The 15129-nt window shown below is 60.4% G+C and carries 15 protein-coding genes; 7 read left to right on the forward strand and 8 right to left on the reverse strand.

The window, feature by feature from the left end; translation table 11 throughout:
- The first annotated feature begins 259 nt into the window (after window positions 1-259).
- Complete coding sequence (locus ACZ9IU_RS14760; RefSeq protein WP_038544134.1) at window positions 260-631, forward strand: YbhB/YbcL family Raf kinase inhibitor-like protein; 372 nt, start codon at window positions 260-262, stop codon at window positions 629-631.
- A gap of 83 nt (window positions 632-714) precedes the next feature.
- On the forward strand, window positions 715-1194 hold the full coding sequence (locus ACZ9IU_RS14765) for a DUF2938 domain-containing protein (RefSeq protein ID WP_038544136.1): 480 nt from the start codon (window positions 715-717) through the stop codon (window positions 1192-1194).
- On the opposite strand, the gene ACZ9IU_RS14770 is transcribed toward ACZ9IU_RS14765, so the two are convergent.
- Window positions 1191-1514: an ArsR/SmtB family transcription factor gene (locus ACZ9IU_RS14770; RefSeq protein WP_038544137.1), complete on the reverse strand. Its 324-nt coding sequence runs from the start codon at window positions 1512-1514 to the stop codon at window positions 1191-1193. The genes ACZ9IU_RS14765 and ACZ9IU_RS14770 overlap by 4 nt on opposite strands.
- A gap of 47 nt (window positions 1515-1561) precedes the next feature.
- Between ACZ9IU_RS14770 and ACZ9IU_RS14775 the strand changes: the two genes are divergently transcribed.
- Window positions 1562-2044 (forward strand): SRPBCC family protein, encoded by a 483-nt coding sequence (locus tag ACZ9IU_RS14775; RefSeq protein ID WP_038544139.1) that lies wholly within the window; start codon window positions 1562-1564, stop codon window positions 2042-2044.
- 132 nt (window positions 2045-2176) lie between these two features.
- On the opposite strand, the gene ypfJ is transcribed toward ACZ9IU_RS14775, so the two are convergent.
- From ypfJ to ACZ9IU_RS14790, 3 genes are all read right to left on the reverse strand, one after another.
- On the reverse strand, window positions 2177-3085 hold the full coding sequence (gene ypfJ, locus ACZ9IU_RS14780) for a KPN_02809 family neutral zinc metallopeptidase (protein WP_038544141.1): 909 nt from the start codon (window positions 3083-3085) through the stop codon (window positions 2177-2179).
- 94 nt (window positions 3086-3179) lie between these two features.
- Window positions 3180-4391, reverse strand: a complete 1212-nt coding sequence (locus ACZ9IU_RS14785; protein ID WP_038544143.1) for an MFS transporter — start codon at window positions 4389-4391, stop codon at window positions 3180-3182.
- A gap of 145 nt (window positions 4392-4536) precedes the next feature.
- Entirely contained in the window at window positions 4537-5016 is a 480-nt protein-coding gene (locus tag ACZ9IU_RS14790) for a DUF2306 domain-containing protein (RefSeq protein ID WP_038544145.1), read from the reverse strand.
- 111 nt (window positions 5017-5127) lie between these two features.
- Between ACZ9IU_RS14790 and ACZ9IU_RS14795 the strand changes: the two genes are divergently transcribed.
- Window positions 5128-5928, forward strand: coding sequence for a LytTR family DNA-binding domain-containing protein (locus ACZ9IU_RS14795; RefSeq protein ID WP_038544147.1), 801 nt, complete (start codon window positions 5128-5130; stop codon window positions 5926-5928).
- A gap of 15 nt (window positions 5929-5943) precedes the next feature.
- Here ACZ9IU_RS14795 and ACZ9IU_RS14800 read toward each other — a convergent pair whose 3' ends face one another.
- Window positions 5944-7017 carry a phosphatase PAP2 family protein gene (locus ACZ9IU_RS14800; RefSeq protein ID WP_157885151.1) on the reverse strand — a complete coding sequence of 358 codons (1074 nt, stop codon included), beginning with the start codon at window positions 7015-7017 and terminating at the stop codon, window positions 5944-5946.
- A 280-nt stretch (window positions 7018-7297) separates the two neighbouring features.
- On the opposite strand from ACZ9IU_RS14800, the gene carB reads away from it, so the two are divergent.
- Entirely contained in the window at window positions 7298-10783 is a 3486-nt protein-coding gene (carB, locus tag ACZ9IU_RS14805; RefSeq protein ID WP_038544148.1) for a carbamoyl-phosphate synthase large subunit, read from the forward strand.
- A gap of 6 nt (window positions 10784-10789) precedes the next feature.
- Here the strand turns inward: carB and ACZ9IU_RS14810 are convergent, their stop codons facing one another.
- The gene (locus tag ACZ9IU_RS14810) at window positions 10790-11824 is read right to left on the reverse strand and encodes an alpha/beta hydrolase (RefSeq protein WP_038544150.1); all 1035 of its coding nucleotides are present in this window, start codon (window positions 11822-11824) and stop codon (window positions 10790-10792) included.
- A 150-nt stretch (window positions 11825-11974) separates the two neighbouring features.
- Entirely contained in the window at window positions 11975-12100 is a 126-nt protein-coding gene (locus ACZ9IU_RS14815) for a hypothetical protein (protein WP_275452109.1), read from the reverse strand.
- Window positions 12101-12418: 318 nt separating this feature from the next.
- Between ACZ9IU_RS14815 and greA the strand changes: the two genes are divergently transcribed.
- Both greA and ACZ9IU_RS14825 read left to right on the forward strand, forming a co-directional pair.
- Entirely contained in the window at window positions 12419-12895 is a 477-nt protein-coding gene (greA, locus tag ACZ9IU_RS14820; protein ID WP_038544152.1) for a transcription elongation factor GreA, read from the forward strand.
- Window positions 12896-12926: 31 nt separating this feature from the next.
- Window positions 12927-13985: a glycosyltransferase family 4 protein gene (locus ACZ9IU_RS14825; protein WP_038549429.1), complete on the forward strand. Its 1059-nt coding sequence runs from the start codon at window positions 12927-12929 to the stop codon at window positions 13983-13985.
- On the opposite strand, the gene ACZ9IU_RS14830 is transcribed toward ACZ9IU_RS14825, so the two are convergent.
- Window positions 13969-14994, reverse strand: a complete 1026-nt coding sequence (locus tag ACZ9IU_RS14830; protein ID WP_038544154.1) for a glycosyltransferase — start codon at window positions 14992-14994, stop codon at window positions 13969-13971. The genes ACZ9IU_RS14825 and ACZ9IU_RS14830 overlap by 17 nt on opposite strands.
- Window positions 14995-15129: the final 135 nt, after the last annotated feature.

Consider the following 15129-nt stretch of genomic DNA (forward strand, 5'->3'; position numbering starts at 1 on the left):
TTTTCTTGAAAGACGATCAATTCGCCGGGCTGCCTACATAGCGGCAAAGGAAAACCGAAACAATACGTGAACATTTCAAAGTTTTTGATGAAAGGCACAACCGCAACGCTTGGTCATGCAACCCGGCGCTCTTCTGCTTCCAGAACGTTAGTTCCTCAGCCCGGCCATCCACCATTTATGCGCGACCTCCGTTGACAGATGCACGCGAAAGCCTAGTCTGCCTCCTGTTGCTTCGACCGTGATCGATTGGGGGATTGTCATGCGCGGATTGATGGTGATCGCATTTCTCTTGGCATCGTGTACCGCCGCGATGGCGGATATGAAGGTCTCCTTCGACTGGGGACCGACGAAGAAATGTTTCGATTCGAAATCGCCGCCGATCTCGCTGTCGGGCGTGCCGGCCGGCACCAAGGCGCTCGATATCCGCATGAAGGATATGAACGTGCCGGAGTATAACCACGGCGGCGGCAAGGTGGATTTTTCCGGCCAGAAATCGCTCGCCTACGGCGCCTTCAGCTATACCGGACCCTGCCCGCCGTCCGGTAAGCACAAATACCGATTCACGGTGAATGCTCTGGACGCCGGAGGCAAGACGCTCGCGACCGCCACCGCCGACAAGATGTTTCCCTAGTCTGGAAGCCTGCAGGATCTCGACAGCCCAAACCGGACCTCATAGAGATTGGAATTGAACTTCCCTCTCTCCGGCGGCCTCTCATGATCGAACTTCTCTGGCGCGGCATTCTCATCGGGCTCGGCGCCACCATCCTGATGGACCTCTGGGCGATCGTGCTGAACAGGGTCTTCGGCCAGCCCAAGGCCAACTGGGCTCCGGCCGGGCGCTGGTTCTGGCACCTGCACCGCGGAAAGCTGTTTCACGACAGCATCGCGGCAGCCGAACCCTACGAACATGAACTGGCTCTCGGCTGGGCCGGCCATTATGCCATCGGTGTTCTCTACGGTCTGATCCTCGCCCTGGTCATGGGGCAGAACTGGTTCGCCGCCCCCACCTTCATTCCCGCCTGGATCCTCGGCATCGTCACCATCGGCGCCGGCTGGTTCCTGATGCAGCCGGGCCTCGGCCTCGGCTGGGCCGCCTCGAAGACGCCGAGGCCGAACAAGGTTCGCTTTCTCAACTTCGCCGCCCACACCGTTTTCGCGCTCGGGCTTTACGGCACTGCACTGCTGATCCGCTAGTCTTCCAGATCCCGCTTCATCTGGTCGAGCATATCCACGGCATGCGCCGCATAGGCGCCGATCCAGCGGTCGTGGATCGCCTTGATCGGCAGCGGGTTCAAATGGTTCCAGCGCTCCCGGCCCTCGCGCTTCACCAGCACCAGGTCGGCCCCCTCCAGAACTTTCAGATGCTGCATGACGGTGCAGCGGTCGAGCTTCGGAAACCGGGCACAGAGATCGCCCGTCGTCTGTGGCCGGTCCTTCAGCTCGTCCAGAATCTCCCTGCGAACCGGAGCTGCTAGAGCCTTGAAAATACGGTCGTTTTTTTCACTGCTTGACATGTTATATTTTTATAACATAATGCAGGGAGAAACAAGGGAGAAAGATCATGGAACTGAAATTCAAGGTATCCGGCCGGATTTCAAAACCGGTCGAGGAAGTGTTCGAGGCCGTCGCCGATCCCAAGAAGCTTTCGGGTTATTTCACCACTGGCGGTGCCAAGGGGCGGCTGGAGACCGGCACCATCGTCACGTGGGATTTCGCCGATTTTCCCGGGGCGTTTCCGGTGGAGGTCGTCGAGGTGGAGAAGAACAGCAAGATCGTGCTGCGCTGGGACGCGACGGAGGGCAATGCGGCCGAACAGGGACCGGAAAACGTCACCCCCGCCCACTACAAGACGACGGTCACCATGACCTTCGAGCCACTGGAGGATGATCGCACACTGGTGACGATCGCCGAGGAAGGCTGGCGCGAAACACCCGGCGGACTTTCTGCCTCCTACGGCAACTGCCAGGGCTGGTCGCAGATGCTCTGCGCCTTGAAGGCCTATGTGGAATACGGCATCAACCTGCGTGACGGCATGTATAAGTGATTTGGCTCTTGAGGGTGCCGCTTATTTGGAAGCGGGGATCGTGCCTGTTGTGATCTCCCCACCTGTGGGGGAGATGCCCGGCAGGGCAGAGGGGGGGCGATCTGGCTCCGCCCTCTCCTACAGGTCTGGAAGCTAAACATTCCCCGAGAACGTATCGCAGGCCTTCATGTCGCCCGTATCAAAGCCGCGCTTGAACCAGCGCGCGCGCTGCGCCGAAGTGCCGTGGTTGAAACTTTCCGGCACGACATAGCCCTGGCTGCGCTTCTGCAGCGTATCGTCGCCAATCTGCTGGGCGGCGTTCAGCGCCTCTTCGAGATCGCCGGTATCGAGAATGCCCTTCTGCTGGGTGAACTTGCCCCAGACGCCGGCAAAGCAGTCGGCCTGCAGCTCGACGCGCACCGACATGCGGTTGGCATCGGCCTCGCTCATCCGCTGGCGGGCCTGGTTGAATTTCGGCAGGATGCCGAGAAGGTTCTGTACGTGATGGCCGACCTCGTGGGCAATCACATAGGCTTCGGCAAAATCACCGGCAGCATCGAAGCGCTGTTCAAGCTCCTTGAAGAAATTGGTGTCGAGATAAAGCTTATGGTCGCCGGGGCAATAGAAGGGTCCCGTTGCGGAAGACGCAAATCCGCAGGCGGAGTTCACCTTGCCGGAAAACAGCACCAATGTCGGCTCCTGATACTGCTGACCGTTGGCCTGGAAAATGCCGTTCCAGGTATCTTCCGTCTCCGCCAGCACGGTGCGCACGAACGCGGTCGTCTCGTCATTGGCCGGCGTGCGGTTGCCGGTCGTCTGCTGCTGTTCGAAACCCGAACCGTCCATGCCGAGCTCGCCTGACAGCAGCGAGAGCGGGTTGATGCCGGTAATCCAGCAGATGATCAGGATGACGATGATCCCGCCGATGCCGAGCCCTCCGCCACGGCGGCCACCGCCACCGATCGGGATGCGCAGGCCGCCGCGACCCAGCGGACTGCCGTCCATGGAAGCGCCGCGCTGGTCCTCGACATTGTCCGATTGCCGGCGCCCTCTCCATTCCATGTCGTGCTCTCCTGTTCGACCGAATCCTGGCCGATATAACGCTGGCGGCCGCAAAAGCGATCCGTCCCCGCATCACATAGCCGAAGATTCGTCTTCAGGCGACCCGCAGCGCCTTTTTGCCCGGCAGGAAAACCGTCAGCAATCCAAATACCGGCAGGAAGGCGCAGACATTGTAGACGAAGGTGATGCCGTAACGGTCGGCAAAGATGCCGAGCACCGCCGCGGCGATGCCGCCGATCCCGAAGGCGATCCCGAAAAAGATGCCGGCGATCATCCCCACCCGGCCTGGCACCAGTTCCTGCGCCATCACCACGATCGCCGGGAAGGACGATGCCATGATGAAACCGATGATCGCCGAAAGCGCGATCGTCACCGGCAGGTTGGCAAATGGCATGGCGAGCGTGAACGGCAGCACGCCGAGGATCGAGAACCAGATCACCACCTTGGAGCCGAACTTGTCGCCGACCAGCCCGCCGATGACCGTGCCGAGCGCGACGGCGCCGAGGAAGATGAACAGCATGATCTGCGACTGCTGCACCGTCACCTGGAAGCGCTCGATGACGAAGAATGTATAATAACTGCTGATCGACGCCATGTATGCGTTCTTGGAGAAGGTCAGGATGGTCAGCACGATGAGCGAGATGGTCACCGTCCGCTTTGAAAGGTTATGGGCCTTCAGCACCCGCTTGCGGCCCTGGTTGGCGAGCATATGCGCCTTGTACCAGCGCGCCACCCACGACAGGACGACAATGCCGAGCAGCGCGATTCCCGAGAACCAGGCAACGCTGCCCTGACCGTTCGGCACGATGATGAAGGCTGCGAGCAGCGGGCCGATCGACTGGCCGAAATTGCCGCCGACCTGGAAGACCGACTGCGCCATCCCGTAACGGCCGCCGGAAGCGAGCCGCGCCACACGCGAGGATTCCGGATGGAAGACGGCCGAGCCGATGCCGATCAGCGAGGCGGAGATCACCAGCACCCCATAGGAATGCGCGTTCGCCAGCATGAACAGGCCGATGAAGGTCGAGCCCATGCCGACCGGCAGCGAATAGGGGAACGGCTTCTTGTCGGTGATGATGCCTATCACCGGTTGTAGCAGCGAGGCCGTGCACTGGAAGGCAAGCGTCAATATGCCGATCTGCCAGAAATCGAGCGCATAATCCGTTTTGAGCATCGGATAGATCGCCGAGATCATCGACTGCATGATGTCGTTGATCATATGGCAGAAGCTGACCGCCAGGATGATCGGCAGGATCGTCACTTCGGCGGCAGTTGCGGAAACGGGTTTGGATGTTGCATCGGCCATTGAATTTCCTCCGCGCAAGCGGTCGTCATCGCGGATGGCCGTTGCTGCAAGTGTCTTGGTTGCAGCTCTAATCCCGCAAGCCGGGCCTGTCCATGACAGGAAGGCGCCGAACGGTACGCTTCGAGGAAATTCTTGATACAAGCTCCTAAATTCGCCGCGACGCCAGCCTCTGCTGAAGAAGAATCCCGGCGATCGCGATGAGCGTCAGAAGCAAAATCCAGCTCGGTCCGCCGGAAAACACCACGGTGTTCATGATCCGGCCCGGGATCAGCGTGAACAGGCCGGCGATGACGATGCCGCCGAAATACATGCCGATAACGGTCGCCTTGTGCGCTCTCATATTATGAGCGCGCGCCGCACTGATTGACCGCCACGCCCCGACGAGCACGAAGACCGACAGGAGATGGATCGGGCTGAAGCCGTAGACGAGGTTGATCTGGTGGATGAAGAAGCTGGAGAGCGAGGTGATGACCATCAGCGCCATCCAGATCTTGCCGAGCAGGCGGTGGACCGGCGTGCCCTTGCGATTGAGAAGGATATAGGCGCCGAGCACCGACGCCGGCAGAACGGCCCCGACATGGACCTGCACGGCAAGCGGGGCGTCAAGAAGCGGTTGAAGGTTCATGGGAAGTCCCTGTCGAAATCAGCGAGAACGGGAGGCGATTGAATTGATCGCCTGTTTCCGCCATGACTGGCTTGCCCTCAATCGGAATGGCGCAAACGACGGACAAACTTCGTGAATCACCCGTTTTTGAGCTCCACGCTTCGTGAATTGCAGATCTTCACCCGCTCCTGGCGCTTCTGGACGACCTTTACGCTCGTCATCCTGATCTTCGTCGTCACCGGCCCCTACGGCACGCTGGAGCGGATGACGCTCGGCGTCCGGCTCGGTTACTGGCTGATCGTCCATGCCGTCACCTGGACGATCGCCATCTGTCTGTCGATCATCGCGGAAATCCTGTTGCGCAACCGCGTCAACCATGCGCTCGCCCGCATGATGATCGGTTCGCTGGTTGCAGCCCTGCCGATCGGCTTTGCACTCGGCGCCATCGATTTCGCCTTCTTCGGCCACTGGACCGGGATGAGTGATGGTTTGCACCGGGCGCTGTTCGCGCTGCCGCTCTGCGCCCTCTTCTGTCTTCTGACCTATACGGCGATGCACCGGCAGATCGCCGAAGCTTCCGCCCCGCCCACGCTTGTACCGGCGCCGGCGGCCTCCTCCGCATCGGAACCTGAAATCCTCGCTCGCTTGAAACCCCAGAACCGCGGCGCGCTCCTGCGACTTTCCGTCGAAGACCATTATACCGACGTGGTCACCAGCCGCGGCCACGAACTGATCCTGCTGCGTTTTGCCGACGCCCTGAAGGAACTTGGGGTCACGCCTGGCCTGCAGGTGCACCGCTCGCACTGGGTGGCGGATGCCCATGTCGAGACATTGAAACGCGACGGCGGCAAGCTCGTGCTGATCATGAAGGACGGCACGGAAATCCCCGTGAGCCGCACCTATATGGACGCGGTGCGGTCGCGGTTCGACTAGATTACCACCCGTTGGCTATGACGCTGCGGCTGCGTCCGAACGCCGGATGAACACGAAAGGCGCTCGCCAGAACACCGATGCGAAGAAATAGGCCAGCGTCACGATCATGAACGAGACATATCCGTCGATGGCATAGTGCCAGCCGAGATAGACGGAGCTCAGTTGGACAAAGCCTACATAGGTAAAGCCTAGGATGCCGAGGCTGCGGGAACGTTCGGCCATAAAGTAGGCATTGAGGGTGATCAGGCCGACATGGACGCTCGGAAAGGCGGAAATACCGCTTGCCAAACCAGGGGTGCCCTGTTCGTAGAGACTCCAGAGATAGGACTGGTAATGCGCCGCGGAATTCGCCCACTGGCTCGAAGCAAGAAACGCCGTCAGCGCAGCAAACCGGGCGTGGTCGCCGGTCACGGCACCGTAAAAGGCCGGACCAGCCGACAGGAACATACCCGCAAGCACATTGCCGCATATGACCCAGACAAACAGAAAAAGCAGCATGTAACGTTGGCGAATACCATCGGCGGCTGGTGACGTCAGGACGAAGAAGAGCGCGCCGAAGCAGATGATGAACCACGCCACGCTGTAGTTGAATTCGACGATGGCAAGAACCACGTCGTAACCGGCCACCGCATGCAGCAGCCGCCAAGGATCCAAGCCGAAATATATCCAGGCGTCGATATCCGCCTGTATCTTGTCGTAACGGAAACCACCTTCCAGCGTCGGCAAGGCGTTTTTGATCGAGGTGAACGTGCCCTGGAAAACCATCAGGCCCATCATCAACAGCACGCCGGAGACCAGAGAGGCGACACGCCGGGCGGAAAAAACGCGGCGATAGGCAAGCGGCCGCCGCCTGTCGAAACGCAGTATCAGCATGGACAGATCGATAATGACCGCCATCAGCGGCAGAAAAACAGCAAACACTGCTGGCCATTTATCGAAGTAAAATTGATAGGAAATCATCTCCGTCGTGCTGGTAAGGCCGAGGAATATCAGGCCTCCGAGCGAATAGAAGCCGATAAGTGCGTAAAGCAGCGCATCCTTGCGCAGGCGAACCCGGCATTCGCGGGCGACACATATCAAAAATCGCACCGCCTGCTCTGTGCATGCCACGCGCTGCTGCATCTGTTCACGTCTCGATAGGAAGCCCCCGATTTCTTGACACTATGCAAATCTGATTAAGGTTTCGCTATCTGAACACCTCAAGACCGGACCTCGATTTCTGTCGATTTGGCGATTTATGGGGTTCCGTTCGCTAGAACATTTGCCTATAAGCCGCGTCTAGCCTGAAAAGACATGCTCGCGCGACCCGACCGGTGGTATTCCACGCCGTGCCGGTTTTCTGCGCAGGCAAAAAGCGGAAAGATACCCCATGCCCAAGCGCCAAGATTTGAAATCGATCCTCATCATCGGCGCGGGTCCGATCGTCATCGGCCAGGCATGCGAGTTCGACTATTCCGGCACCCAGGCCTGCAAGGCGCTGAAGGAAGAAGGTTACCGGGTCATTCTGGTCAATTCCAATCCGGCGACGATCATGACCGATCCGGGCCTTGCCGACGCGACCTATGTCGAACCGATCACCCCGGAAGTTGTCGCCAAGATCATTGCCAAGGAACGTCCAGACGCGCTGCTGCCGACCATGGGCGGCCAGACCGCGCTGAATACCGCGCTCTCCCTGAAGCGGATGGGCGTGCTCGACCGCTACAATGTCGAGATGATCGGCGCCAAGCCGGCCGCCATCGACATGGCCGAGGACCGTGCCCTCTTCCGGGAAGCCATGTCCCGCATCGGGCTCGAAACCCCGAAGTCGATGCTGGCCAATGCCACCGACATCAAGGATGCCGACCGCAAGACCCATGAGATCGAGCGCAATCGGGTCAAGGAAAGCCTGACGGGTGCCGAACTCGACACGGCACTCGACGAGCTCGAAAACCAGTGGAACCTCGGCGAGACCGACCGCAAGCAGCGTTATATCAGCCACGCCATGGCGATCGCCGCCCAGGCGATCGACGTGGTCGGCTTGCCCGCCATCATCCGTCCCTCCTTCACCATGGGCGGCACCGGCGGCGGCATCGCCTATAACCGCTCGGAATTTTTCGAGATCGTCTCCGGCGGCCTCGATGCCTCGCCGACCACGGAAGTGCTGATCGAAGAGTCGGTGCTCGGCTGGAAGGAATACGAGATGGAGGTGATCCGCGACAAGGCGGACAACTGCATCATCATCTGCTCGATCGAGAACATCGACCCGATGGGCGTCCACACGGGCGATTCGATCACCGTCGCGCCGGCGCTGACGCTGACCGACAAGGAATACCAGATGATGCGCAACGCCTCGATCGCGGTTCTGCGCGAGATCGGCGTCGAGACCGGCGGCTCGAACGTGCAGTTCGCCGTCAACCCCAAGGACGGCCGCCTCGTCGTCATCGAAATGAACCCGCGCGTCTCGCGCTCGTCCGCTCTGGCTTCGAAGGCCACCGGCTTTCCGATCGCCAAGGTCGCCGCCAAGCTCGCGATCGGCTACACGCTCGACGAACTCGACAACGACATCACCGGCGGCGCCACCCCTGCCTCGTTCGAACCGTCGATCGACTACGTCGTGACGAAAATCCCGCGTTTCGCCTTCGAAAAATTCCCGGGCGCCTCGCCGGTCCTGACGACTGCGATGAAATCGGTCGGCGAAGTCATGGCGATCGGCCGCACATTCGCGGAATCGCTGCAGAAGGCGTTGCGCGGCCTTGAAACCGGCCTGACCGGCCTCGACGAGATCGAAATCCCCGGCTTCGAGGACGGTGAGAACTCCAGGAACGCCATCCGCGCCGCGATCGGTACGCCGACCCCGGACCGCCTGCGCATGGTTGCCCAGGCGCTGCGCCTCGGCCTCACCGAAGGCGAAGTCCATGAGGCCTGCAAGATCGACCCGTGGTTCATCGCCCAGCTCAAGGGCATCACCGACATGGAAGCCCGCGTCCGCGAGCACGGCTTGCCGGAGGATGCCGAGAACCTGCGCATGCTGAAGGCCATGGGCTTCTCCGATGCTCGCCTCGCAAGCCTTACCAAAAAGCGGCCGAAGGAAGTGGCGGAACTGCGCAACAGCCTGAATGTCCGCCCCGTCTTCAAGCGCATCGACACCTGCGCCGCCGAATTCGCCTCGCCGACCGCCTACATGTATTCGACCTACGAGACGCCCTTCGTCGGCAGCCTGCGCTCAGAAGCGGAAGTCTCAGCCGCCAAAAAGGTCGTCATCCTCGGCGGCGGTCCGAACCGCATCGGCCAGGGCATCGAGTTCGACTACTGCTGCTGCCACGCCGCCTTCGCACTGAAGGATGCCGGTTATGAAGCGATCATGATCAACTGCAACCCGGAAACCGTATCGACGGACTACGACACGTCGGACCGCCTCTATTTCGAGCCGCTGACCGCTGAAGACGTCATCGAAATCCTGCGCGCCGAGCAGGAAAAGGGCGAAGTGGTCGGCGTCATCGTTCAGTTCGGCGGCCAGACGCCGCTGAAGCTTGCCGAGGCGCTCGAAAAGAACGGCATCCCAATCCTCGGCACCGCGCCCGACATGATCGACCTTGCCGAAGACCGCGACCGTTTCCAGAAGCTTCTGATGAAGCTCGATTTGAACCAGCCGAACAACGGCATCGCCTATTCCGTCGAACAGGCCCGCCTCGTCGCCGCCGAAATCGGCTTCCCGCTGGTCGTGCGTCCGTCTTACGTTCTCGGCGGCCGCGCCATGCAGATCATCCATTCGGAATCGATGCTGCAGACCTACCTGCTCGACACCGTGCCGGGCCTGGTGCCGGAAGACATCAAGCAGCGTTACCCGAACGACAAGACCGGCCAAATCAACACCCTGCTCGGCAAGAACCCGCTTCTGTTCGACAGCTACCTGAGCAACGCCATCGAAGTCGACGTCGATTGTGTCTGCGACGGCACCGACGTTTATGTCGCCGGCATCATGGAGCATATCGAGGAAGCCGGCATCCATTCGGGTGATAGCGCCTGCTCGCTGCCGCCGCGCACGCTTTCCAACGAGATGATCGACGAGTTGGAACGCCAGGCGAAAGCCATGGCCAAGGCGCTGCATGTCGTCGGCCTGATGAACGTCCAGTTCGCCATCAAGGACGGCACGGTCTACGTTCTCGAAGTCAACCCCCGCGCCTCGCGCACGGTGCCGTTCGTGGCCAAGACCATCGGCGCGCCGATCGCCAAGATCGCTGCCCGCGTCATGGCCGGCGAAAAGCTCGACGCGACCTTTGCTGCCTACGGTACCAAGCCGGATCCGCGCGCGCTGAAGCATATCGCCGTCAAGGAAGCAGTCTTCCCGTTCGCCCGCTTCCCCGGCGTCGACACGCTGCTTGGCCCGGAAATGCGCTCGACCGGCGAGGTCATCGGCCTCGACACGGATTTCGCACTGGCCTTCGCCAAGTCGCAGCTCGGCGCCAGCGTCGAACTGCCGCGCGACGGCACGGTATTCGTCTCCGTGCGCGACGAGGACAAGGCCCGCGTGCTCCCGGCGATCCGCATCCTGACCGACATCGGCTTCAAGGTGCTTGCAACCGGCGGCACCGCCCGCTTCCTTGCCGAACAGGGCATTGCCTCCACCCGCATCAACAAGGTGCTCGAAGGCCGTCCCCATATCGAGGACGCGATCCGCAACCGCCAGGTCCAGCTTGTCATCAACACCACGGACGGCAACAAGGCGATCTCGGATTCCAAATCGCTGCGCCGCGCGACGCTGATGCAAAAGGTGCCTTACTACACCACCATGGCCGGCGCCGAAGCCGCGGCACTCGCGATCAAGGCGCTGAAAGCCGGCAATCTGGAAGTCCGGCCGCTGCAGAGCTATTTCTGAGCCATATCAGGCGATGCGAGCGGACGCCGTCTTCGCATCGTCCTTGATATGCCAGTCGCCCTGGAACTTTGGCCGTGTTCCCTCTTGAAGGGTCAAGCGGCCATTTTTCATTTTCCGGGTTGGAATGGCCTGGCGGTCAATTGCACCTTCTAGTGTCATGGAGAGGTCTCGGGCAAACAGCCGATTGCCAATATGCCAGGAATGCGTCCAGGAGCCGAGACTCGGCTGCGACTTCGGATCGACACCCTCGAAATAATCACCACAATCGACGTCCACCGCTTTCGAATTGACGACGGCCGGCAAGCCAACACGCCCCGCGCGCGGAGCAACGCCGAGTCTCTTCGCATTGGAGACAGCGAGCACTGAATCAAACGGATTGGAATAATTAGTAAAGCGCATGATCCGCTTAAACATGGGCTGGCTCCAATCGCTTGACAGAGCAAGACTATCGCTGGAGACGTCACCCGCGATAAAAGCTACCTGGCCCATGCGCCAATCGCTCTTGAAGAGCTCACCTTTCTTCTCGGCCTGCGCAAAAGCCTCAAGGGTGACATAGCACCCTGCGGAATGGGCTATCAGGTGCACGTTAGTCTGACAGCCGGCCTTCTGTGCCTGGCTGAGCAAAAGGATGCCCTTGGTCACAAGCTCGGCAGCGACGGCCGCACCATCCCATCGGTCCTCAAGATAGTTCAGTGTCTGATTGTCGCTAGGCCAGTCGAACGCGACGATTTCACCGCGCCAACCTTCAGCCTTCATATCTTCCTTTAGCTGCCTGACACGCTCGATCACATTGGGAATGGCGTTGTTATAGCCATGAATGAATATGAGCACGTCGCCACTCGGGCCAATCGAATTTGGATTCTCGTCTCCATCCGCAAGCCCCTGTACTTCGGAGACCCAATCCTTGCTGCTGGAAATGACATGCCTGGCATCGTAATGATTGACGCCGCTCGGAACCTTGAGAAACCTTATCGGCCCTGGCTCTTCGGTGAAGTTGGTGCCCTCACGCTTTCTCGCAGAAATTATATATGTGCTGGTCATTGTCGCCCCCGGAACCACCCCTCACATCGCAGTTAAGTTAGAACAACATCCACAAAAGGCACAACCTTTAATTTAATATTTCCAAAAACACCCGCACGGATCCAAGCCTCGATTGTACAGCAGAATTCCCGCCTGAATCAGTCTCTCCGTTCACGCCGCCAAGCGCTTGATCCCGCTCATGTCCTGCCTGAATCGGGCAAGCTCCTCCGCCTTCCTGCCCTCGTCGGGAATGCGCAGCAGATAGGACGGATGCACCGTAACGAAGATCCGAACCATCTCCTCCATCGTGTGGTCGGAAGAGCGGATGATGCCAGAGGAAAGGAAAAGACCTTCGTTCTTTCAGCGACTTCTTCATTGGAGCGTTCGCCAAATGTTCCTTTTTCGCCCGTCAAGTCATTGACAAATGGTGCCGCTTGTACCCACATGCGGAGGTAGGGGCACACGGACAAGGTTTCGAAATTCCTAGCGCTCGCTGTCGAAATCCTGTTATAGTGACCTACATTCTGATTTTACGATGGTTCCGAAGTTTCGCTCCGGAACCTGTTTCTTTTTGTGTCCGCGGCATCCGCGGGCATACGCCTGAAGGACAAGGAAATGGTTGAAAAGGTACCGATGACGCAGAGTGGCTTTTCCAAGCTGCAGGAGGAGCTGCGCTGGCGCCAGCAGGAGGAGCGCCCCCGTATCATCGAGGCAATCGCGGAAGCGCGCGCCCATGGCGACCTTTCGGAAAATGCAGAATACCATGCCGCCAAGGAGGCCCAGAGCCATAACGAAGGCCGCGTCACCGAGCTTGAAGACCTGACCGCGCGTGCGGAAGTCATCGACCTGTCGAAAATGTCCGGCTCGAAGATCAAGTTCGGCGCCACCGTCAAGCTGGTCGACGAGGACACCGACGAGGAAAAGATCTACCAGATCGTCGGCGACCAGGAAGCCGACGTGAAGGCCGGCCGCATCTCCATCTCTTCGCCGATTGCGCGCGCGCTGATCGGCAAGGAAAAGGGTGATTCCATCGAAGTGGTCGCTCCCGGCGGCTCCAAGGCCTACGCCATCCTCGCCATTTCCTGGGGCTGATACGCCCGTGGGCAAAAACGGCGATCCCGCCATCATCGATATCCGTGACGTCGAAGTCATCGCGCCGAATTTCAAGCGGCGCCTCTCCGGCGTCACGTCGACGATCATCCAGCTCGTCCCCGTCCAGAGATCGCTTGGCCAGAAGGTCGCAGCGCTTGGCCCCGGCCTGCCCGCTGATCTGCCGCATATCCGCTACCGCGACCTCTTCCGCCTCTGGTCGCCGCCGCGCGGCAGGCGGTGCCGGATCTGGCATGCACGCCGTAATATCGAGATGCTGCCGGCAATTTTCATGCGTGACGTGTTGCGCATGCCGATGAAGATCGTCTTCACCTCAGCCTCGCAGCGCCGCCATACCGGCTGGACGAAATGGCTGGTCTCGAAAATGGACGGCGTGATCGCCACCAGCGGCAAGACGGCCGATTATCTGACGGTCAGGAACACCGTCGTGCTGCACGGCATCGACACCAACCGCTTCTCACCACCATCGGACAAGGCCGAGGCCAAGCGCGCCCGCGGTCTCGATCCCGCACAGAAGATTGTCGGCTGTTTCGGCCGCGTGCGCCGCCAGAAGGGCACCGATCTTTTCGTCGATTCGATGATCAAGGTGCTTGCCGAGCGCAAGGACTGGTCGGCGATCGTCGCCGGCCGCGCCACCGGCCCGCATGTGGATTTCGAGGATGGGTTGAAGAAGAAGGTCGCCGCCGCCGGCCTCGCCGACCGCATCCTGTTTGTCGGCGAGCATACCGATATCAACGAATGGTATCGCGCCCTCGACCTCTTCATCGCGCCGCAGCGCTGGGAAGGTTTCGGGCTGACGCCACTGGAAGCCATGGCGACCGCGGTCCCGGTGATCGCCACCGATGTCGGCGCATTCCCGGAACTGCTGGTGACCGGCGAGGAAGAAACCGGCCTGATCATCGCCCGCGACAGCGTCGATGCGATGGCCGAAGCGGCCGCCGCCCTCATGGACGACGAGCACCGCCGCAAGGCTGCCTCGATCCGCTCCCGCGCCCACGCGCTTGAAAATTTCAGCATCGAGGGCGAAGCAAAGCTGCTCGGCAATATCTACCGGATCACGGCTTCCGCTTGAAAAGCTCGATATAGGCGTTCGCCACAGCCTCTTCCGAAAACTGCCCGACCAGCGTCGCCCTGCCCTGTTCGCCAAGGCTCGCGGCCAACTGCGGGTCGGCGATCACCTGGTTGATGGCGCGCGAATACCCGGCCACGTCATCGATATCGACGAGCAGGCCGTTTTCACCATCGCGCACGAACCAGGACGGACCTTCCGAGCGCGACGAAATCACCGGCTTGCTCTGCGCCCATGCCTCGAAAATGACATTGCCGAGCGGCTCATGGCTGGATGGCATGATAAAGATGTCGGCGGCGGCCAGATACGGCCGCGTATCCTTGTGCCAGCCGAGGAACCGCACCCGGTTCTCCATCTTGTGCTCGCGCATGACCGCTTCCAGAGCTTCCCGCTCCTCGCCGTCGCCGGCGATCCACAGATAGGCGTCCGGCACCGCCGTCATCGCCTCGATCAGCAGGTGGAAACGCTTGCGTTTGACGAAACGGCCCATCGTCATGATCAGCGGCACACCGTCCGGCGTATCGGCAACCGACCTCGCGATCGGCGCCACGACCGACGTGTCCGTGAAGTTCGAAATCACCTCGACGCCGCGGGTCCAGCCGAGATTGTTGCGCACATGGTCGGCAATGCCCGGCGTATTGCAGACGAGAATGTCGGAATTCTTGAAATAGCCGAGATGGGTGGGGTAGTCGCCGAGACGAGAGAGCTTGATACCGCCCTTATAGTCCGGCATCAGGCGAGCACCGCGGGTGGACCAGGAAATAATCGCGTCGGCCTTGTCCCGCTTTGCCATGGAGAGCACCTTCATCGGCAGCAGGATGCGATCGATCGACAGGTTGCGGAAATTGCTCTCGATGACACGTGCATGGGCCTCGACATCCGGCTTCCAGCGGCGGTTCCAGCGCATCACGGCCGTCTGCTCCACGCCACGCCGCGCAAGCGCGCCGACCAGATGCACGAAGAACTTCTCCGCTCCGCCGTCCTTGCCGAAAATATACTGGTGAACCCGCATCGATGTCGCCTCGCCTGTCCGTTTTCCGCCGCTTTGTACCGGAAACCAGCATCTATAGGCAGCGCCGCCTATATGTTACGGTTGAAAAACCTGCGCAAGGGGTAGGCGAATGGTTGTCCCTGAAATGTTGGGCCT

The sequence above is a fragment of the Mesorhizobium sp. USDA 4132 genome (genome assembly GCF_056279545.1).